This window comes from Enterobacter sp. JS8-1, assembly GCF_049187015.1.
GTDB lineage: Bacteria > Pseudomonadota > Gammaproteobacteria > Enterobacterales > Enterobacteriaceae > Enterobacter > Enterobacter mori.
Genome location: NZ_CP185805.1, coordinates 2,024,230 through 2,044,799, shown reverse-complemented (window position 1 = coordinate 2,044,799; position 20,570 = coordinate 2,024,230). Strand labels below are relative to the sequence as shown.

Here is a 20,570-nt window from a genome sequence, read left to right as displayed (position 1 = left end):
TATGTCTCTGAAAACGCTGAAATACTTTTCCACTCTTCTTGTTCTGGCGCTGGCGCTGATTGCCGGTTGGTGGATGTGGAACTATTACATGCAGTCCCCCTGGACACGCGACGGTAAAATTCGGGCTGAGCAGGTCAGCATCACACCGCAGGTGTCTGGAAGCATCACGACGCTTCTTGTTAAGGATAACCAGTTCGTCAAAAAGGGAGACGTTTTATTCCGTATTGATGATACGCCCTTTCATATCGCCATCCTCAACGCCCAGGCACAGCTAGCGAAAGCGCAGTCCGATCTCGCGAAAGCCAATAACGAAGCGACCCGCCGTCGGCATTTGTCGCAAAACTATATCTCTGCCGAAGATTTAGACACTGCCAACATAAACGTTAAGGCTATGCAAGCCAGCGTTAACGTGGCGGAAGCTACGCTCAAGCAGGCGCAGTGGGCGCTAACGCAAACGGTGGTGGAAGCACCGGTCGATGGCTGGGTGACTAACCTCTCTGCCCGCGTGGGGAACTATGCCACTACCGGTCAACCTGTTTTTGCCTTAGTCGACAGCCACTCTTTTTATGTCGTGGGCTATTTTGAAGAGACCAAGCTTCGGCATATTCAGGAAGGTGCGCCTGCGACCATCACCCTCTACAGCGGTTCGAACAGGTTACAGGGTCACGTTTCCAGCATTGGACGCGCCATTTACGATCAAAGCGTTGAGACGGATTCCGGCCTGGTACCCGATATTAAACCTAACGTTCCGTGGGTTCGTCTGGCACAGCGCGTTCCGGTTCGCGTAGAATTTGATAACCTGCCCCGGAATCTCACGCTGGTTTCAGGCACGACCTGTACTGTTTCTATCGGAACGCGCAGATGAACCTGCGGGTGCTCTCCTGGCAAAACCTTCCGTGGGTAAAAGCATCGCATCCTCAGTGGCGTTACGCGCTGCGAAACGGCATTGCCATGTGCCTTGCGCTGACCGTCGCCTATTATCTGAATCTGGATGAACCCTATTGGGCAATGACCTCTGCGGCGGTGGTAAGCTTCCCGACCGTCGGTGGGGTCATCAGCAAAAGTCTGGGGCGCGTGGCCGGAAGCCTGCTGGGAGCCACCGCGGCGTTAATCATTGCGGGGCATACGCTAAACGATCCGTGGCTCTTTTTACTGAGCATGGCGGCCTGGCTGGGGTTTTGTACCTGGGCCTGCGCCCATTTTACCAATAACGTTGCCTACGCATTCCAGCTGGCGGGTTATACCGCCGCCATTATTGCCTTTCCCGTAGTGAATGTACTCGACACCACCGAGCTATGGGACATCGCCCAGGCGCGCGTCTGTGAAGTGATTGTCGGCATTCTTAGCGGTGGGTTTATGATGATGATCCTGCCCAGTACCTCCGACGGTACAGCGCTTATCACCGCCCTGAAGACCATGCATGCCCGCCTACTGGAGCATGCAAGCCTTCTCTGGCAGCCAGATACCAACGATGAAATCCGTCTGGCCCACGAAAAGGTCATCGGGCAGATCCTGACCATGAATCTTCTGCGCATTCAGGCCTTCTGGAGCCACTATCGCTTTCGTCGGCAGAACAAACTCCTCAACTATTTGCTGCATCAGCAGTTGCGGATGACCAGCGCTATCTCCAGCCTGCGTCGAATGCTGCTCAACTGGCCCGCGCCGCCTGCCAACGCGCGCGCCGTCATTGATACCTTGCTCGCTGCCCTCGCCCGCCCGGATACGGACATCTACACCGTGGCAAGGATCATCGCCCCGCTCGCTCCCGTCGATGAATACGATTACCGTCACCGCGCGTTCTGGCAGCGCCTGAACTATTTTTGTCGGCTGTATCTGCGAAGCAGTCGCTGGATCAACGCGGTCGAAAATGCCACTCCAATAACGGAATTCACCGTCCCCAGCAGCCCGGTGCTGGCGCGCCACACCGACTATATGGAAGCGCTGTGGAGCGGTTTTCGCACCTTTTGCGCTCTTACCCTCGTTGGCGCGTGGAGCATCACCACGCAGTGGGAATCCGGCTCTGCGGCCTTGACGCTTGCCGCCATCAGCTGCGTGCTCTATTCCGTTGCCGCGTCACCGTTTAACTCGCTTACGCTGCTGTTACGCACGCTGCTGTTGCTGTCGCTGTTCAGTTTTGTGGTGAAGTTTGGATTGATGGTTCAGATAAGCGACCTGTGGCAGTTCCTGCTGTTCCTGTTCCCGCTGTTAACCACCATGCAGCTGCTGAAGCTGCAAATGCCCAGGCTGGCCGGTCTTTGGGGGCAGCTGATAGTCTTTATGGGGTCGTTTATCTCAGTGACGAATCCACCGGTGTATGATTACGCCGACTTTCTCAATGACAATCTGGCGAAGATCCTCGGCGTGGGTCTGGCGTGGCTGGCGTTCGCCGTACTGCGGCCAGGTTCTGATGCGCGTAAAAGCCGTAGACATATCCGTGAACTAAGACGGGGTTTTGTCGACCAGCTTAGCCGTAAACCGCATCTGCGTGAAAGCGAGTATGAATCGCTGGTTTATCACCATGTCAGCCAGCTCAATAATAGCCAGGACTCTCTTTCCCGCCGCTGGCTGTTACGCTGGGGCGTGGTACTGCTGAACTGTTCACACGTCGTCTGGCAGCTTCGTGCGTGGGAAACGCGTTCCGACCCGCTGTCGCAGGTGCGCGATGTCTGCCTCTCCCTGCTACGCGATGTAATGAGCGAGCGCGGCGTCCAGCAGCGGCCGCTGGAAACCACGCTGGCTGAACTGCAACGGATCTGCGATACCCTTGCGCGGCATCATCTGCCCGCGGCTCGTGATTTGGCCTCGATAATCTGGCGCCTGCACTGCTCGCTGTCGCAGCTGGAACAGGCACCTCCACCGGGAACGATTGGGGATCAGATCACACCACAGGCATAGCGTGCTCCGCCACCCCCGAGGGGTTTAGGTTGATCGGACATGTTATCGCCACCGACATGGATCATCAGCGCTTTCCCTTTCACCTCATCCAGCTTTTTCAGACGAGGCGCCACCACCGGATCCGTCGCTTTACCGTCATTGTTCACCACCAGCACAGGCAAATCGCCTAAATGCCCCATTCCCTCCGGGCCTTCATGCTTGCCGGAATGCTGCGGATCGAGGTGACCCCCTGCAGCTTCTGCCGCCGACGGTTTGCCTTCTTTTAAAGCGGGCTGACAGCTGCCTTTAGCATGGACATGGAAACCATGTTCACCGGGAGGAAGTGCTTTGAGGTTGGGGGCGAACTCCAGCCCTTTATCGGTCTCCGTGATCTTCACCGTACCGATGGACTGACCTACCCCCTGTGAGGTGACGAGATTCATTTCTACTTCGTCGCTGGCTGCCTGCGCCCCTGCGCAAACAACCAGCGTGACCAATGCCAGAGCAAAACGCTTCATATGACCTCCGCTGGTTATTTTTTGCCCCTTAAGTGTATACCAGAGGCAATGATTTCACCGGAAAGTCACCTTATGGCGGTTTATGGCACGTCGTAACCCAGCGCGGCCTTGCGGATGCGGAACCACTGCTGACGGCTCATCTGCAGCTCTTCGGCCGCCAACGCGGACCGCACACGCTCAATTTTACCCGAACCGATAATCGGCAGTGGTTTAGACGGCAGACGCAGGATCCACGCATAGACCACCTGCTCAATGCTTTCGGCATTCAGTTCGCGGGCAACGGTTTCCAGTTCGTCACGCAGGGGCTGGAATTCATCGTCATTGAACAAACGACCGCCGCCCAGGCACGACCACGCCATAGGACGGATGCGCAGCTGCTGCAGCTGATCGAGCGTACCATCCAGCAGCAGCGGCTGGTGTACTGGAGAAATCTCGACCTGATTAGTGGCCAGGGTAAACGGCAGACGCGATTGCAGGAGCGCAAACTGCGCCGGGGTGAAGTTAGACACGCCAAAGTGTCGGACTTTGCCACTCTGGTGCAGATTCAAAAACGCTTCCGCCACCTCATCGGCATCCATCAACGGGTCCGGACGATGGATCAGCAGCAGATCGATATGATCGGTTGCCAGATTCACCAGAGATTGCTCGGCACTCTTAATAATGTGTGCGCTGTCGGTAATATAGTGGCCGAGCGCGTTTTCAGGTTTCGCGGTGGTGGCGATCCCGCACTTGGTGACGATCTCCATCCGCTGACGCAGGGCTGGCACCAGCTTTAGCGCCTCACCGAAGGCGGATTCACACTGATAGCCGCCATAGATGTCGGCATGATCGACGGTGGTGATGCCTAAGTCGAGATGCTCTTCAATGAAGCTTGCCAGCTGAAGCGGGGACATATTCCAGTCCATCAAACGCCAGTAGCCCATGACAAAACGGGAGAATTCCGGGCCCTGCGGGGCAAGGGTAATACGCTGAACCATAACATTTTCCTCAAGAACGTGATGTCATGAGTATACGCAATTACCGTGTTAAAACAGTGAAGGTTGCTGGGGTTCTTCGGTTTCCCCCGCTTTGTTTGCGCGAATTTTGCGCAGCAGACGCTGTCGGCAGAGGCGAAGCACGTCCTGCTTTTGTGTATCGCTAAAGTTTTGCCAGTTAAACCGCTCGTCACGGGTACGCATACACCCACGGCAATAGCCGCGTTCATCAACCTGACAAATCCCCCGGCACGGGCTCTGGATGGGGAAAAATTCCAGTTGCTCTGCCACACTCACCTCCACAAACCGACCATCACTTACAGTGAAGACGTTATGCGCCTACTGTGCAAGAGATTTACCACCGTTTTGTGGCATTAAGGTTTCACTAATCTTCCCTCTCTATACTCGCCGCATCACTATAAAGAATGGTTTGCTTATGATGTGGTTTGCAAAAAAGTTACACTGTAACGATATTAAATTCACTCTGGGTTGTGCGCTTTTCTTCACTGCGCTAAATGCACTTTTTATTCAGCGCAGCTGGGCCATTATCGCCCCTGCACATCTGCACGATATCCTCTTCGCCGCTTCCGTACCGCTGGTGCTGTTTTGCGGCTGGGTGATTGTCTTTAGCCTACTTAATATTCCCTTTATTCGTAAGCCGCTGCTGATTGTCCTGACCATGGGATGTGCTGCCGCGACCTGGTTTATGTACACCTACGGCGCGGTTATCGATCAGAACATGATTGTGAACGTGTTTGAAACCAATTCTCAGGAAGCCACGGCACTGCTCACGCCGCAGATGATCTTGTGGATTGCCGTTGCCGGTATTGTCCCTTCCGTCATACTCGCCCTGACGCGGATCCGTACCGGGAAATGGTGGTATGCCCTCCTGATGCGCTTTGCAGCAATGCTGGGGGCACTTTTGGTCATTATTCTGGTGGCTGCCGTCTTTTATAAAGATTACGCCTCGCTGTTTCGGAATAATAAAAGCATTGTCAAAATGGTCACGCCGGCAAACTACGTCAGCGCCGTCGTGAAATACAGCAAAATGCGCTGGTTTGCGGGCGACCAAACGCTGGTACGCATCGGTGAAGATGCCCATAAAGGCCCACTGATTGCCGGGCAGCAGAAAAAAACCGTGCTGGTGCTGGTCGTCGGTGAAGCCTCACGCGCGGCAAACTACTCGCTCAACGGTTACGGGCGCGAAACTAACCCGGAACTGAAAAAGCAAGACGTCATTTACTTCCCGCAGGCCTCATCCTGTGGTACCGAAACCGCCGTTTCTGTCCCTTGTATGTTTTCCGGCATGACCCGGAAAAAATACGATGCCGACCTCGCGCGTCACCAGGAAGGTCTGCTCGACGTGCTTAACCATGCAGGTGTCAATCTGCTGTGGCGCGATAACGACGGCGGCTGTAAAGGTGCCTGCGACCGTGTGCCGCACACGGACATGACACAGTGGAAGCTTGATCAATTCTGCAAAGACAAAAGCTGCATTGATGATGTGGATCTCTATCGTCTGGATAATGTACTGGACGGTCTGAAGCAAGACACGGTATTGGTTATCCATCTGATGGGTAGTCACGGTCCGGCGTATAGCAAACGCTATCCGGACAGTTTCCGAAAATTTACGCCAACCTGTGATACCAACGAAATTCAGGACTGCGATCATCAGGCGCTGATGAATACCTATGACAACACCATCCTCTATACCGACAGTGTGGTCAGTAAAACGATTGACGCCTTAAAAGCCCGTCAGGCCAACATGAACACGGCGCTGATTTATCTTTCCGATCACGGTGAATCACTGGGTGAAAGCGGGATTTATCTGCACGGTACGCCGTACATGCTGGCGCCAGAACAGCAAACGCATATTCCCTTTATGTTCTGGCTCTCCCCTGACTACGCGAAAAATTATGGCGTCAACGAGCAGTGTTTGCGTGACCATGCAGCAAAAGATGCGGTATCGCAGGATAATTTGTTCGCCACCGTACTGGGTATGATGGACGTGAAATCAACGGTTTATCAGCAACAGATGGATATTTTGTCGCCATGTCGTCATTGAACAGGCTTGCATTAGACCGAACGGTCTATTAGAGTGCATCCATGAGCAGACACACTGAACACGATACACGCGAACATTTACTGGCAACCGGCGAGCGTCTTTGCATGCACCGCGGGTTTACCGGTATGGGGTTGAGTGAGTTACTGAAAACCGCTGAGGTGCCGAAGGGGTCGTTTTATCACTACTTTCGCTCCAAAGAAGCCTTCGGCGTGGCCATGCTGGAGCGGCACTACGCCAGCTACCATCAGCGCCTTGCCACCCACTTCGCCAGCGGTGCAGGTAACTACCGCGATCGTGTTCTGAACTACTATCAGGAAACGCTGACGCAGTTCTGTCAGCAGGGCATCATCAGCGGTTGCCTGACGGTAAAACTCTCTGCGGAAGTGTGCGATCTCTCCGAAGATATGCGCGCGGCGATGGATAAAGGTGCCAGCGGGGTTATCGCCCTGCTCGCGCAGGCGCTGGAGAAGGGGCGTGATGAAAACACGCTCTCCTTCCCCGGTGACCCGCTAACACAGGCTCAGGTTTTATACTCCCTCTGGTTAGGAGCCAACCTGCAGGCCAAGATTTCTCGCAGTGCCGTGCCGCTCGAAAGCGCGCTGGCACATGTAAAAAGCAGTATTACTGCGCCTGGCGCTTAGCAGGCGTTTTTATTTACATTATTACTAGTCGACTGGTCTACTCAGGAGTCGTTATGTCCGCTGAAAAGTTATTTACCCCACTGAAAGTGGGCGCCGTTACCGCGCCAAACCGTGTGTTTATGGCCCCGCTGACCCGTCTTCGCAGCATCGAGCCGGGTGACATCCCAACGCCTCTGATGGGTGAATATTACCGTCAGCGCGCAAGCTCAGGCCTTATCATCTCAGAAGCCACGCAGATTTCAGCCCAGGCGAAAGGCTATGCCGGTGCGCCCGGTCTGCACAGCCCGGAACAGATTGCCGCGTGGAAGAAAATCACCGCAGGCGTGCACGCAGAAGATGGCCGCATTGCGGTTCAGCTGTGGCACACCGGCCGTATCTCGCACAGCAGCATCCAGCCTGGCGGTCAGGCTCCGGTGTCCGCTTCTGCCCTGAGCGCAAATACCCGAACGTCCCTGCGCGATGAAAACGGCAATGCAATCCGCGTCGATACCTCCATGCCGCGCGCGCTGGAGCTGAACGAGATCCCTGGCATCGTGAACGATTTCCGTCAGGCAGTGGCGAACGCCCGTGAAGCCGGTTTCGACCTGGTTGAGCTGCACTCTGCACACGGTTACCTGCTGCACCAGTTCCTGTCACCGTCCTCTAACCACCGCACGGACCAGTACGGCGGCAGCGTCGAAAACCGCGCGCGTCTGGTCCTGGAAGTGGTGGATGCGGTTTGTAAAGAGTGGAGCGCAGACCGTATTGGTATTCGCGTCTCCCCAATTGGTTCTTTCCAGAACGTCGACAACGGTCCGAACGAAGAAGCGGACGCGCTGTATCTGATTGAAGAGCTGGCGAAACGCGGTATTGCTTATCTGCACATGTCCGAGCCGGACTGGGCAGGCGGCCAGCCTTACACAGAAGCATTCCGCCAGAAAGTGCGCGAGCGCTTCCACGGTGTGATCATCGGTGCGGGTGCGTATACCCCAGAAAAAGCGGAAGATCTGATCGGCAAAGGTCTGATCGACGCGGTCGCGTTTGGCCGTGACTTTATTGCGAACCCGGATCTGGTTGCCCGTCTGCAGAAGAAAGCGGAGCTGAACCCACAGCGCCCTGAAAGCTTCTACGGCGGCGGCGCGGAAGGCTATACCGACTACCCTTCGCTGTAATCCTCCATTGTGCATTGATAGCGGCGACATTTCGCCGCTATACTAAAACATCGTTTCTGTTCAAAAAGTTACTCCATTCTTTTGGTTAATGAGGAAATTATGCGCCTACTTCACACCATGCTACGCGTTGGCGACCTGCAACGTTCCATCAATTTCTACACTAACGTTCTGGGCATGACGCTGCTGCGTACCAGCGAAAACCCTGAATACAAATACTCGCTGGCGTTCGTGGGTTACGGCCCGGAAACCGATGAAGCCGTCATCGAGTTGACCTATAACTGGGGCGTGGACAGCTATGAGCTGGGCACCGCATACGGTCATATCGCGCTGGAAGTGGACAACGCAGCGGAAGCCTGCGAGCGTATCCGCAGCAACGGCGGCAACGTTACGCGTGAAGCGGGCCCGGTAAAAGGCGGCACCACCGTGATTGCGTTTGTTGAAGATCCCGACGGTTATAAAATCGAACTGATCGAAGCCAAAGATGCTGGCCGCGGTCTGGGCAACTGATCCCGCAGGGCGCACTATGCGCCCGTAGTTTTACTGCATCCCCTCTCAAAATTTGCCATAATGCGCACTGCTTTTTTCCCCTTGTAAGAGACCCTGATGTCCGATAACGCTCAATTTACCGGTCTGTGCGACCGTTTTCGTGGTTTTTATCCCGTTGTCATTGATGTAGAAACAGCCGGATTTAACGCTAAAACCGATGCGCTGCTTGAAATTGCCGCCATCACGCTGAAGATGGATGAACAGGGCTGGCTTACACCGGACACCACGCTGCATTTCCATGTTGAACCTTTCGAAGGGGCAAACCTGCAGCCAGAGGCGCTGGCCTTTAACGGTATCGATCCGAAAAACCCGTTACGTGGCGCGGTCAGCGAATATGACGCGCTGCACGCCATTTTTAAAATGGTGCGCAAAGGCATGAAAGAGAATGACTGTAGCCGCGCCATTATGGTGGCTCACAACGCGACGTTCGACCACAGCTTTACGATGGCCGCTGCAGAGCGCGCCTCGCTGAAACGCAACCCGTTCCATCCGTTTGTGACCTTTGACACCGCAGCGCTAAGCGGTCTGGCGCTGGGGCAAACGGTCTTGTCTAAAGCCTGCATCACGGCAGGGATTGAGTTTGACGGCACCCAGGCGCACTCGGCGCTCTACGATACAGAGCGTACGGCAGAACTGTTCTGTGAAATTGTGAACCGCTGGAAACGTCTGGGCGGCTGGCCGCTGCCGATGGATAATGAGGCCGATCGCCAATCGTAGGCCGGGTAAGCGCAGCGCCACCCGGTAAAAAAAAAGCGACCACACTAAGCGGGTCGCTTTTTTATTAACGCAGAAACTTACTCTGCGTCTGGTTCTTCCGTTTTGTACTTCGCCGCCGTCTCTTTGATCAGCTGCTGCAGCTCGCCACGCTGATACATTTCAATCAGGATGTCGCAACCGCCCACCAGCTCACCGTCAACCCACAGCTGTGGGAAAGTCGGCCAGTTTGCGTATTTTGGCAGCTCAGCGCGGATGTCCGGGTTCTGCAGGATATCAACGTAAGCAAAACGCTCACCACAGGCAGATAACGCCTGAACCGCTTGCGCGGAGAAACCGCAGCTTGGCAGCTTCGGAGAACCTTTCATGTACAGGAGAATCGGGTTTTCAGCGATTTGTTGCTGAATTTTATCAATAGTGGTGCTCATGTCTTGCTTCCTTTAACTTCTGTTACGGCATTAGTCTGACATTGTAGCGGTTCAGACAGACATCGGAAAATAACATTTTTGTCACGTCTTACTATTTTAACGGCTAATGCTAAAAGATGCATTGCAAATGACGTTTATCCCTGTTTGCCGTACGGTTTTGCTTAGGGAGTGAACAATAGTGCGACAGAACGATGAATTTTTTTGCACTTGCTAACGAAACATGATTTTAGAATGAAAAATGCTATTAACTTCTCGGGTTTTTATGGATTAGAATCGACAGGCTTTGTAAATCATACGCGGGTATTATTGATGGCCTGCATTAATCAGGGGACTGCCCAGTGGCGCGGATAAATAAAATCTCGATCACGCTCTGTGCTTTACTGTTTACATCACTCACTTTCACGCCAGCGGCGAACGCCTCTGAACAGGCGCGGCATTCTGCTGTACAAAAATCGCATCTGGTTAAGTCCACAGAACGTAAGAAAAAAACCACCAGCAAGACCGTAAAGAAAAAAACCCCCACACAGACCAAAAAGACCGCCTCCAGTAAGACGAAAACATCCCCAATCCACACCGCACATTCCAGCCGACGTAAAGCCTCGCAAACGGCCGCCAACCTCGTGACAGAAAAATGCACTACCCGTAAAGGTCACAAAGCGAAGTGCACGAAAGTCACGAAATTAGCCGAAGTGCATAAAGTCCGTATGCAGAAAGCGCAAAAAACGGCGATGAATAAATTAATGGGGCAAATAGGTAAACCGTATCACTGGGGTGGCACTTCTCCACGAACGGGTTTCGATTGCAGTGGCCTGGTGTATTACGCATATAAAGATCTGGTGAAGTTCCGTATTCCGCGTACCGCCAATGAAATGTACCACCTGCGCGACGCCGCACCGGTCAATCGTGGTGAGCTGGAGAACGGTGACCTGGTGTTCTTCCGTACCCAGGGTCGCGGCACGGCTGACCATGTCGGGGTCTATGTCGGCAACGGAAAATTCATTCAGTCACCGCGTAGCGGCCAGGACATCCAGATTACCTCACTCAGTGAAGACTACTGGGTGCGTCATTACGTTGGCGCGCGCCGTGTGATGACGCCAAAAACCATTCGCTAACCCCTGCCCTGTCGCTCGCGTGGCAGGGTAAGTTCCTCTTTTGCATACTCTTTCAATTTGCTATCCTTTCCCTGTTGTCTGTAGGGTTATTGACAACGTACAAATAAAATAAGGAGAGAAGCAATGTCGTTCGAATTACCTGCACTACCGTATGCAAAAGACGCCCTGGCACCACACATTTCTGCGGAAACGCTGGAGTACCATTACGGCAAACATCATCAAACCTATGTCACCAATCTGAACAACCTCATTAAAGGTACCGATTTCGAAGGCAAAACGCTGGAAGAGATCGTCCGTAGCTCAGAGGGTGGCGTGTTTAACAACGCGGCTCAGGTGTGGAACCACACCTTCTACTGGCACTGCCTGGCGCCAAATGCCGGTGGTGAACCTGACGGTGAACTGGCGAGCGCCATTAACGCCGCTTTTGGCAGCTTCGCGGACTTCAAGGCGAAGTTTACCGATGCGGCCATCAAAAACTTCGGTTCCGGCTGGACGTGGCTGGTCAAAGAAGCGGATGGCAAGCTGGCTATCGTTTCCACCTCTAATGCGGGCACCCCGCTGACCACCAGCGCTAAACCGCTGATGACCGTGGACGTATGGGAACACGCTTACTACATTGATTACCGTAACGCGCGTCCTAACTATCTGGAGCACTTCTGGGCACTGGCTAACTGGGACTTTGTGGCGAAGAACTTCGCCGCGTAAGAGACACGCAGAAGGGTTCGCCCCTTCTGCGTTTTTGTTTATTCCGCCGCGCAGGCAGCTTCTGGCTGTTTACGACCGGACATCAGCACTAACAGCAGGCCGAGTGCGGCAATAATTGCCCCCATCACCGGCACAAAACTGTATCCCAGCCCACCGGAAATCACCGCCCCGCCCGCTGCAGCCCCCAGCGCATTACCCAGGTTAAACGCACCGATATTCACGGAAGAAGAGAGACCTGGCGCTTCATGGGCGACACGCATCACCCGCATCTGAAGCGGTGGTACCACGGCAAAGGTGGCAGCACCCCACACGACCATTGCGATCGCAGCACCCCATTCGTTGCGTGCCAGCCACGGGATCGCAATCATGATGACAATCAGCAGGGTTAAAAAGCCTTTCAGCGTACCGCTCACGGAGCGATCGGCCAGTTTTCCGCCCAGATAGTTACCGATAGAGAAGCCCACGCCTATCAGCACCAGCATCGCGGTAATAAAGATCGGCGTCGCGTGGGTAATATCGTGCAGCACCGGTGAAATATAGGTGTAGAGGGTAAACATCGCACCGGCCCCCAGCACCGTGGTCAGCAGCGCGGAAAGCACCTGAGGACGCATCAGCACCGACAGCTCTTTGCGCACGTCAGGACGTTCCCCGGCGCTCCCCTTCGGTAAGGAGAAGAACAGCGCCACCATCGCCACCACGCCCAGCCCTGCTGTCGCCAGGAAAGACATTCGCCAGCCAATGACTTCACCCAGCCAGGTGGCCGCAGGCACACCGCCTATGTTGGCGATCGTCAGCCCCATAAACATGGTCGCCACCGCGCTGGCCTGCTTGTGCTTCGGAACCACGCTTGCCGCAACAACCGAGCCCAGACCGAAAAATGCGCCATGGTTCAAACTGGTCAGAATACGCGACAGCATCAGAGTGGTGTAATCCGGCGCAATCGCGGAGAGCACGTTGCCCAGCGTAAAGATCGCCATCAAAAATATCAGCGCATTGCGACGCGCGCGGTGCGACAGCAGCAGCGTCATCAGCGGAGCCCCGACCATCACGCCGATGGCATAGGCGCTGATTAACATCCCGGCCGCAGGAATAGAGACGTCTACACCGCGTGCGATAACAGGCAGTAACCCCATTGGGGAGAATTCAGTGGTGCCAATCCCAAAGGCGCCAATCGCCAGGGCCAGCAGAGGAAAATTGATTTTCATGAGTCAACTCCGGATGCCGTGTCATCACGCGACACAGAACTAAGAAGTCAAAAGCATGACATCAATCACAAAATTTGAGAAGTTAACATTTTGGCAAAAGATTTTTGCCGGAGAGGTAACAATAGGAAGCAAATGAGGAGGGAGAGGACTCTCCCCCCGCGTAAATCAGTGCAGCGCAGCCGTCAAACCACCGGCAACAATCAATGCCAGCACGATAAAGGTGGTCACCAGCGAAAACTTCAGATCGGAACTCATCAATTTTTCTCCTTTTAATCACCCCACGAAAAGTGAGCTTGCTCATTTTTACACAGTTTACGTCAAAAATCTTCCTGGATTTAAACTGATATCCACTTTAGCTCTTCCCCTTTTCATCAAGATAGGACAAAATTCCACGCTAAATTTATTAGCGTACCGGCCATTGACCCCCTCCTGACGTCCTGTGTCGTTTTCCCGGCGTGTCGCAACTCAAGATTGCGTAATAAGGGTGAGAGAAGGCAAACGTTTACCTTCAAGTTTTTCAGGAGTTTAGGATATGGTCTGGAGTGACATTGAATGGCAACAATAAAAGACGTAGCAAAACGCGCAAACGTTTCCACTACAACCGTATCACATGTAATTAACAAAACCCGCTTCGTCGCGGAAGAGACGCGCAACGCCGTCTGGGCGGCGATCAAGGAGTTACATTACTCCCCAAGTGCGGTTGCGCGCAGCCTGAAGGTGAATCACACCAAGTCGATTGGCTTGCTGGCGACCAGCAGTGAAGCGGCCTACTTTGCCGAAATCATCGAAGCCGTTGAGAAAAACTGCTTCCAGAAAGGCTATACGCTGATTCTGGGCAACGCGTGGAACAGCATTGAGAAGCAGCGCGCCTACCTGTCGATGATGGCGCAAAAGCGCGTCGATGGCCTGCTGGTAATGTGTTCTGAATACCCAGAGTCCGTACTTTCCATGCTGGAAGAGTACCGCCACATCCCGATGGTGGTGATGGACTGGGGCGAAGCACGCGCGGACTTCACCGATTCCGTTATCGATAATGCCTTTGAAGGCGGCTATATGGCCGGTCGTTATCTGATCGAACGCGGTCACCGCGAGATTGGCGTGATCCCGGGTCCGCTGGAGCGCAACACCGGTGCGGGCCGTCTGGCCGGGTTTATGAAGGCAATGGAAGAGGCACTCATCACCGTGCCGGAAAACTGGATCGTTCAAGGCGACTTTGAGCCGGAATCTGGTTACCGCGCAATGCAGCAGATTGTCTCCCAACCGCATCGCCCAACGGCTGTTTTCTGTGGTGGCGATATTATGGCGATGGGCGCACTCTGCGCCGCCGACGAGCTGGGCCTGCGGGTGCCGCAGGATATTTCCGTGATCGGGTATGACAACGTGCGTAACGCGCGCTTCTTCACCCCGGCGCTGACCACTATTCACCAGCCAAAAGACTCGCTGGGCGAAACGGCTTTCAACATGCTGATGGACAGGATCGTCAACAAGCGTGAAGAATCCCAGTCGATTGAAGTTCACCCACGCCTCATCGAGCGCCGCTCCGTGGCGGACGGTCCTTTCCGCGACTATCGCCGTTAATCGCTTACGGAGCCAGTTATGCTGGCTCCCGTAGCCACTCCCGATTCAACGTTTCACTGTCTCCCAGATAATCCAGAAGCCAGGCCATCGCAGGCGATACGTCGTTTTGCTGCCAGGTCAGACAGCAGGCCGCATCCGGGAACGGATTTTCCAGCGTCAGCGCTGTCCACTCTCCGGTATCGATGCGCGGACGCGCGAAGTGAACGGGCACCATCGCCACGCACAGCCCCGCAGAAAGACAGGTTGCCGACGATTCCCAGTCAGGGGCCACCACGCGGCGCTGGTTGTCCAGTAGCCAGGTGATGCGCTTGGGCAGCGAGCGCGAGGTATCTTCCAGCACCAGCGACGGCCAGTTGCGCAGCGTGTCATCGCTGAGAGGGCCTTCCATTGCCGCCAGCGGATGTTCGCTGGAGACAACGCAGGTCCAGCTCAGCATCCCCATATCGCGAAACGCATAGCGTCCCCCAACGGGGATCGCCTGCGTTGCACCAATCGCCATCTCCACCCTGCCATCCGCCAGCGCATCCCAGACGCCGTTGAACACCTCTTGGGAGACCCGCAGTTCGACATCAGAAAAATGACGATAGAAATCCACGATCATTTGCCGGGTCCGTTCCGGCTTAACGATATTATCCACCGCGATGGAGAGATGGCCTCGCCAGCCGTTAGCGATCTGCTGACACTGCTCGCGGGTGATCTGCATTTTTTTGATAACAGAACGCCCTTCCTTCAAAAACCACGCGCCTGCAGGCGTTAATTCCACGTCGCGATGACGCCGCTCGAACAGCGGAACCGCCAGCCACTCTTCCAGCTGACGCACGGTGTAACTGATCGCCGAGGGTACGCGGTGTAACTCCTGCGCGGCACCGGTGAAACTGCCGTTACGGGCAACAGCATCCACAACTTCAAGAGAATAATCTGACCACATGTTCTGCCTGCAAAAAATTTGAATGCACTCTGCAAATATTAGCGTTTCACAAGCCGCTTTGCACTCCCTACACTCTGCGCCAACGTACACCTGCCTCCTCAGGAGAATAAAACAATGCAACCCAGGAAAGGATTTTTAGTCTGGCTCGGCGGCTTAAGCGTGCTGGGCTTTTTAGCGACCGACATGTATCTGCCCGCATTTGCCGCGATGCAGGAAGATCTGCAAACCCCCGCAGCCGCTATCAGCGCCAGCCTGAGCCTGTTCCTCGCCGGTTTTGCCTTCGCACAACTCCTCTGGGGGCCACTCTCCGATCGCTTTGGTCGTAAACCGGTGCTGCTGCTGGGTCTGGCTATTTTTGCCGTGGGCTGCCTGGGCATGCTGTGGGTACGCGATGCCACCTGGCTGCTGGTACTGCGATTCATTCAGGCCGTTGGCGTCTGTGCTGCAGCGGTGACCTGGCAGGCGCTGGTGACCGATTATTATCCGGCATCCCGCACTAACCGAATTTTCGCCACCATTATGCCGCTGGTCGGTCTCTCGCCTGCCCTCGCACCGTTGCTCGGAAGCTGGATCCTGGCCCATTTCGACTGGCAGGCGATCTTCGCCACGCTCTTTGCCATCACGCTGGTACTGATGCTGCCTGCGTTTTTCCTCAAGCCTGCGCATAAAAAAGAGACGCATCCTGACGCGAAGCCGATTACCTTTGCCTCGCTACTGCGTTCAAAAGCGTATCGCGGCAACGTCCTGATTTACGCGGCCTGTTCCGCCAGTTTCTTCGCGTGGCTGACTGGCTCGCCGTTCATTCTGCACGATATGGGATACAGCCCGGCGGCAATCGGCCTGAGTTATGTTCCACAGACCATCGCTTTCCTGGTCGGCGGCTACGGCTGTCGTGCAGCGCTGCAGAAGTGGGAAGGCCAGCAAATGCTGCCCTGGCTACTGGTGCTGTTCGCGTTAAGCGTTTTCGGCACATGGGCCGTCGGGTTTATTCCGGGTACGGGCCTGACCGAAATTTTGATTCCGTTCTGCGTCATGGCGGTCGCTAACGGTGCTATTTACCCAATCGTGGTAGCGCAGGCGTTACGTCCGTTCCCACAGGCGACGGGACGCGCCGCCGCGCTGCAGAACACGTTACAGCTGGGTCTGTGCTTCCTGGCAAGTCTGGTGGTCTCTGCGTTGATTGCCACGCCGCTCCTGACCACCACCAGTGTGATGCTGGTGACCGTTGCGCTAGCTGCCCTTGGCTACCGTATGCAGTCTTCCGCTCAGCGCGAGCAGAATGCGCGTCAGAAGGTGGAAACGTCGCACGCATAATCGCGCCAGAAATTATGTTAAGACCTAGTGATTAGGTTGCTAAGAATTTTCTATTGAATCACCAAATTTTGAGGCCTATACTAAATTTGGTTCGATTAAATACGATAAATATTAAGTGTTAACGGGAGCCGGAGTGCTCCCGTTTTACCATGGAAGGCTTTTCGGCAAGGGTTATCTCCCTTCCTCTGTTCTACGTCGGATATTAGCCTCGCGGGCATTTACCGTGAGATTTCTCACAAACCCCAAAAAGCGTCTACGCTGTTTTAAGGTTCTGATCACAGCAAGGTGATGGAGAAGCTATGAGTTCATCGTGTATAGAAGAAGTCAGCGTTCCGGACGATAACTGGTCCCGGATCGTCAGTGAACTGTTGGGACGTGCGGGCATCACGATTAATGGGTCTTCCCCCGCCGATCCGCAGGTCAAACATCCCGATTTTTTTAAACGCGTCTTGCAGGAGGGATCGTTAGGCCTGGGCGAAAGCTATATGGACGGCTGGTGGGAGTGTGAACGGCTGGACATGTTTTTCTCCAGCGTATTGCGCGCCGGTCTTGAAAATCAGCTCCCTCGCCACTTCAAAGACACGCTGCGTATCGCCTCCGCTCGACTGTTCAATCTGCAAAGTAAAAAGCGGGCATGGATCGTCGGTAAAGAGCACTACGATCTCGGTAATGACCTGTTCAGTCGTATGCTCGATCCCTTAATGCAATATTCCTGCGGCTACTGGAAAAAGGCCACAACGCTTGAAGAGGCGCAGCAAGATAAACTGCGTCTAATCTGCGAGAAGCTGCAGTTAAAACCGGGTATGCGCGTGCTGGATATCGGCTGCGGCTGGGGCGGTCTGGCGTATTTCATGGCGAAGCATTACGGTGCCAGCGTTGTGGGCGTGACGATTTCAGCTGAGCAACAAAAAATGGCTCAGACACGTTGCCAGGAGCTGGATGTCGATATTCGGCTTCAGGACTACCGCGACCTGAACGAACAGTTCGACCGCATCGTTTCCGTTGGCATGTTCGAGCACGTGGGTCCGAAAAACTACAGAACCTATTTTGACGTTGCCGACCGAAACCTGAAGCCTGACGGTATTTTCCTGCTCCATACCATTGGTTCTAAGCGCACCGACAATAACGTGGACCCGTGGATCAATAAATACATCTTTCCGAATGGCTGTTTACCGTCCGTGCGCCAGATTGCTAACGCCAGCGAGCCCCACTTCATTGTGGAAGACTGGCATAACTTCGGCGCGGATTACGACACCACATTGATGGCATGGCACTCCCGTTTTCAGGAAGCCTGGCCTGAGATTGCAGACAACTATTCCGAACGGTTCAAACGCATGTTTAGCTATTATCTGAATGCCTGTGCGGGTGCGTTCCGTGCGCGGGATATTCAGCTCTGGCAGGTTGTTTTCAGTCGCGGCATTGAACACGGATTACGTGTCGCCCGCTAAAAAAATAACCCCGGATATCCGGGGTTATTTTTTATTCTTCCTCAACGGCTTTTATTATCGCCGCCTCTTTTGCCGCCAGGACGCGTTCAACGGTATCCACAACCGCCTGGGTTTGCGGATCGATTTCGATATTCACGCGATGCCCCAGTTTTTTTGCGCCCAGCGTTGTGCGCTGCAGCGTTTCGGGAATTAAATGCACGCAAAAGCGCGTCGGCGTCACTTCTCCGACCGTCAGACTAATCCCATCAATACCAATAAATCCTTTATACAGGATGTATTTCATTAATGCGGGATCCTGAACTTTAAACCAGATTTGACGGTTATTTTCCGATGTCACAATTTTTGCGACCTCGGCGGTGGTCATGATGTGCCCCGACATCAGATGGCCGCCGATCTCGTCGCTGAACTTTGCCGCGCGCTCAACGTTGACGGTATCCCCCACCACCAGTTCACCCAGGTTGGTGATACGCAGCGTCTCTTTCATTAAATCAAAGCTAATCTGGTTACCGTTAATTTCGGTCACCGTCAGGCAGCAGCCGTTATGTGCAATCGAGGCGCCGGTCTCTATGCCGTCGAGCATATATTCCGGCAGCTCAACCACGTGAGTGCGGAAATTGGGTTTTTCATCAATGGACACCACTTTGGCGGTGCCCTGCACAATACCAGTAAACATGCTTACAACTCCTGTTTTTTCCGGACGGTGGTGACACCGTTTAATCCCATCACAATAACAGTTGGAAAAACAGGTTGCCAGTGGAGCGCATTTTCTGGCGATTTTTTCACTAGATAAATAGTTAAAGCCCGCTACAATAGCTGGCACCCCCCTGCATTTTCTTCTTGCTGCCAGTTACGGCGGCTTTTTTAGTCTCTCAAATAACTACAAAATAAAGGTGTTCACGTGCAGAAGTACATGAATGAAGCGCGCCAGTTATTGGCACTGGCTATACCAGTGATCATCGCGCAAGTGGCCCAAACCGCAATGGGATTTGTGGATACGGTAATGGCAGGTGGCTACAGCGCCACCGATATGGCTGCCGTGGCAATCGGCACATCTATCTGGCTACCGGCCATCCTGTTTGGTCATGGTTTACTGCTCGCGCTCACGCCAGTTATCGCACAGCTGAACGGCTCGGGCCGCCGCGAGCGCATTGCCCACCAGGTTCGCCAGGGTTTTTGGCTGGCAGGGTTTGTCTCCGTGCTGATTATGATGGTGCTCTGGAACGCCGGGCATATCATCCGCGCGATGCATAACATCGACCCGGCGCTGGCGGATAAAGCCGTGGGCTATCTGCGCGCGCTGCTCTGGGGCGCGCCTGGCTACCTCTTTTTCCAGGTCGCGCGTAACCAGTGTGAAGGTCTGGCAAAAACCAAGCCCGGTATGGTGATGGGCTTTATCGGTCTGCTGGTCAATATCCCGGTGAACTACATCTTTATTTACGGCCACTTCGGCATGCCGGAACTGGGCGGCGTCGGGTGCGGCGTGGCGACGGCAGCCGTTTACTGGGTGATGTTCTTCTCAATGATCACCTTTGTAAAACGCGCCCGTTCCATGCGCGATATTCGCAACGAGAACAAATTTAGCACGCCGGACTGGAACATCATGACGCGCCTGGTGCAGTTAGGGCTGCCTATCGCGCTGGCGCTGTTCTTCGAAGTGACCCTGTTTGCCGTGGTCGCCCTGCTGGTCTCCCCGCTGGGCATTATTGATGTCGCGGGCCACCAGATTGCGCTGAACTTCAGTTCCCTGATGTTCGTCCTGCCGATGTCGCTGGCCGCGGCGGTGACGATTCGCGTAGGCTTCCGTCTGGGCCAGGGGTCAACGCTGGATGCGCAAACGGCCGCCCGGACCGGGCTGGGCGTCGGCGTCTGCATGGCCGTCTGTACGGCGCTCTTTACCGTTGCATTACGCGAGCAGATTGCGCTGCTCTACAACGACAATCCGGAAGTCGTCACGCTGGCGTCGCACCTGATGCTGCTGGCCGCGATTTACCAGATTTCTGACTCCATCCAGGTGATTGGCAGCGGCGTGCTGCGCGGATATAAAGATACGCGCTCAATTTTCTTTATTACCTTCATCGCCTATTGGGTGTTGGGACTGCCGACAGGCTACATCCTGGCGCTTACCGACCTGGTGGTGGATCGCATGGGTCCGGCAGGGTTCTGGATGGGCTTTATCATCGGTCTGACCTCTGCGGCCATCATGATGATGCTGCGTATGCGTTTTCTGCAACGCCAGCCTTCTACGGTCATTTTGCAACGCGCCGCACGTTAAACAGGCAGTAGCCGCCAGCTGGCGGCTACTTTCTCTTCACTTTGCGCGGTAATGAAGCAATCGCGTGAATTCAGAGAGAAAAATGCGTTTTCCCTCT

General features: G+C 54.6%; 21 protein-coding genes. 13 read left to right on the top strand and 8 right to left on the bottom strand.

The window, feature by feature from the left end; genetic code table 11:
- Nucleotide 1: 1 nt before the first annotated feature.
- Nucleotides 2–865 (top strand): efflux RND transporter periplasmic adaptor subunit, encoded by an 864-nt coding sequence (locus tag ACOQH0_RS09725; RefSeq protein WP_421512121.1) that lies wholly within the window; start codon nucleotides 2–4, stop codon nucleotides 863–865.
- On the top strand, nucleotides 862–2,895 hold the full coding sequence (locus ACOQH0_RS09720; protein ID WP_421512120.1) for an FUSC family protein: 2,034 nt from the start codon (nucleotides 862–864) through the stop codon (nucleotides 2,893–2,895). The genes ACOQH0_RS09725 and ACOQH0_RS09720 overlap by 4 nt, the downstream gene beginning before the upstream one ends.
- On the opposite strand, the gene sodC is transcribed toward ACOQH0_RS09720, so the two are convergent.
- The 3 genes from sodC to ACOQH0_RS09705 all read right to left on the bottom strand — a co-directional run bounded on the left by sodC (nucleotide 2,874) and on the right by ACOQH0_RS09705 (nucleotide 4,657).
- Nucleotides 2,874–3,392: a superoxide dismutase [Cu-Zn] SodC gene (gene sodC / locus ACOQH0_RS09715; protein WP_010430333.1), complete on the bottom strand. Its 519-nt coding sequence runs from the start codon at nucleotides 3,390–3,392 to the stop codon at nucleotides 2,874–2,876. The genes ACOQH0_RS09720 and sodC overlap by 22 nt on opposite strands.
- An 80-nt stretch (nucleotides 3,393–3,472) precedes the next feature.
- The gene (locus tag ACOQH0_RS09710) at nucleotides 3,473–4,369 is read right to left on the bottom strand and encodes an aldo/keto reductase (protein ID WP_089600251.1); all 897 of its coding nucleotides are present in this window, start codon (nucleotides 4,367–4,369) and stop codon (nucleotides 3,473–3,475) included.
- Nucleotides 4,370–4,417: 48 nt separating this feature from the next.
- Nucleotides 4,418–4,657 carry a DUF1289 domain-containing protein gene (locus tag ACOQH0_RS09705; protein ID WP_010430327.1) on the bottom strand — a complete coding sequence of 80 codons (240 nt, stop codon included), beginning with the start codon at nucleotides 4,655–4,657 and terminating at the stop codon, nucleotides 4,418–4,420.
- A gap of 148 nt (nucleotides 4,658–4,805) precedes the next feature.
- Here ACOQH0_RS09705 and eptA point away from each other — a divergent pair, with 148 nt between their 5' ends.
- From eptA to rnt, 5 genes are all read left to right on the top strand, one after another.
- Nucleotides 4,806–6,431, top strand: a complete 1,626-nt coding sequence (eptA, locus tag ACOQH0_RS09700) for a phosphoethanolamine transferase EptA (RefSeq protein WP_421512339.1) — start codon at nucleotides 4,806–4,808, stop codon at nucleotides 6,429–6,431.
- Nucleotides 6,432–6,472: 41 nt separating this feature from the next.
- On the top strand, nucleotides 6,473–7,072 hold the full coding sequence (locus ACOQH0_RS09695; RefSeq protein WP_421512119.1) for a TetR/AcrR family transcriptional regulator: 600 nt from the start codon (nucleotides 6,473–6,475) through the stop codon (nucleotides 7,070–7,072).
- A gap of 53 nt (nucleotides 7,073–7,125) precedes the next feature.
- Nucleotides 7,126–8,223, top strand: a complete 1,098-nt coding sequence (locus ACOQH0_RS09690) for an alkene reductase (protein ID WP_010430318.1) — start codon at nucleotides 7,126–7,128, stop codon at nucleotides 8,221–8,223.
- A 99-nt stretch (nucleotides 8,224–8,322) separates the two neighbouring features.
- Complete coding sequence (gene gloA / locus ACOQH0_RS09685; RefSeq protein ID WP_010430317.1) at nucleotides 8,323–8,730, top strand: lactoylglutathione lyase; 408 nt, start codon at nucleotides 8,323–8,325, stop codon at nucleotides 8,728–8,730.
- A gap of 96 nt (nucleotides 8,731–8,826) precedes the next feature.
- Complete coding sequence (rnt, locus tag ACOQH0_RS09680) at nucleotides 8,827–9,486, top strand: ribonuclease T (protein ID WP_421512118.1); 660 nt, start codon at nucleotides 8,827–8,829, stop codon at nucleotides 9,484–9,486.
- A gap of 77 nt (nucleotides 9,487–9,563) precedes the next feature.
- Here rnt and grxD read toward each other — a convergent pair whose 3' ends face one another.
- The gene (gene grxD, locus ACOQH0_RS09675) at nucleotides 9,564–9,911 is read right to left on the bottom strand and encodes a monothiol glutaredoxin 4 (protein WP_421512117.1); all 348 of its coding nucleotides are present in this window, start codon (nucleotides 9,909–9,911) and stop codon (nucleotides 9,564–9,566) included.
- Between the two features lie 338 nt (nucleotides 9,912–10,249).
- Between grxD and ACOQH0_RS09670 the strand changes: the two genes are divergently transcribed.
- The gene (locus ACOQH0_RS09670) at nucleotides 10,250–11,023 is read left to right on the top strand and encodes a C40 family peptidase (protein ID WP_089599800.1); all 774 of its coding nucleotides are present in this window, start codon (nucleotides 10,250–10,252) and stop codon (nucleotides 11,021–11,023) included.
- A 123-nt stretch (nucleotides 11,024–11,146) separates the two neighbouring features.
- Entirely contained in the window at nucleotides 11,147–11,728 is a 582-nt protein-coding gene (gene sodB, locus ACOQH0_RS09665; RefSeq protein ID WP_089599797.1) for a superoxide dismutase [Fe], read from the top strand.
- 38 nt (nucleotides 11,729–11,766) lie between these two features.
- Here the strand turns inward: sodB and ACOQH0_RS09660 are convergent, their stop codons facing one another.
- The gene (locus ACOQH0_RS09660; protein ID WP_010430305.1) at nucleotides 11,767–12,933 is read right to left on the bottom strand and encodes an MFS transporter; all 1,167 of its coding nucleotides are present in this window, start codon (nucleotides 12,931–12,933) and stop codon (nucleotides 11,767–11,769) included.
- Nucleotides 12,934–13,098: 165 nt separating this feature from the next.
- A complete protein-coding gene (locus ACOQH0_RS09655; protein WP_042717882.1) occupies nucleotides 13,099–13,188 on the bottom strand; it encodes a YnhF family membrane protein in 90 nt (29 codons plus the stop codon).
- Nucleotides 13,189–13,485: 297 nt separating this feature from the next.
- Here ACOQH0_RS09655 and purR point away from each other — a divergent pair, with 297 nt between their 5' ends.
- Nucleotides 13,486–14,511, top strand: coding sequence for an HTH-type transcriptional repressor PurR (purR, locus tag ACOQH0_RS09650; protein ID WP_010430302.1), 1,026 nt, complete (start codon nucleotides 13,486–13,488; stop codon nucleotides 14,509–14,511).
- A 16-nt stretch (nucleotides 14,512–14,527) separates the two neighbouring features.
- Here purR and punR read toward each other — a convergent pair whose 3' ends face one another.
- Nucleotides 14,528–15,439: a DNA-binding transcriptional activator PunR gene (gene punR / locus ACOQH0_RS09645; protein ID WP_421512116.1), complete on the bottom strand. Its 912-nt coding sequence runs from the start codon at nucleotides 15,437–15,439 to the stop codon at nucleotides 14,528–14,530.
- 114 nt (nucleotides 15,440–15,553) lie between these two features.
- Here punR and punC point away from each other — a divergent pair, with 114 nt between their 5' ends.
- Entirely contained in the window at nucleotides 15,554–16,753 is a 1,200-nt protein-coding gene (punC, locus tag ACOQH0_RS09640; RefSeq protein WP_174339409.1) for a purine nucleoside transporter PunC, read from the top strand.
- 299 nt (nucleotides 16,754–17,052) lie between these two features.
- A complete protein-coding gene (gene cfa / locus ACOQH0_RS09635; protein ID WP_010430293.1) occupies nucleotides 17,053–18,201 on the top strand; it encodes a cyclopropane fatty acyl phospholipid synthase in 1,149 nt (382 codons plus the stop codon).
- 31 nt (nucleotides 18,202–18,232) lie between these two features.
- Here cfa and ACOQH0_RS09630 read toward each other — a convergent pair whose 3' ends face one another.
- Complete coding sequence (locus ACOQH0_RS09630; RefSeq protein ID WP_010430291.1) at nucleotides 18,233–18,874, bottom strand: riboflavin synthase; 642 nt, start codon at nucleotides 18,872–18,874, stop codon at nucleotides 18,233–18,235.
- 225 nt (nucleotides 18,875–19,099) lie between these two features.
- On the opposite strand from ACOQH0_RS09630, the gene mdtK reads away from it, so the two are divergent.
- The gene (mdtK, locus tag ACOQH0_RS09625) at nucleotides 19,100–20,473 is read left to right on the top strand and encodes an MdtK family multidrug efflux MATE transporter (protein ID WP_421512115.1); all 1,374 of its coding nucleotides are present in this window, start codon (nucleotides 19,100–19,102) and stop codon (nucleotides 20,471–20,473) included.
- Nucleotides 20,474–20,570: the final 97 nt, after the last annotated feature.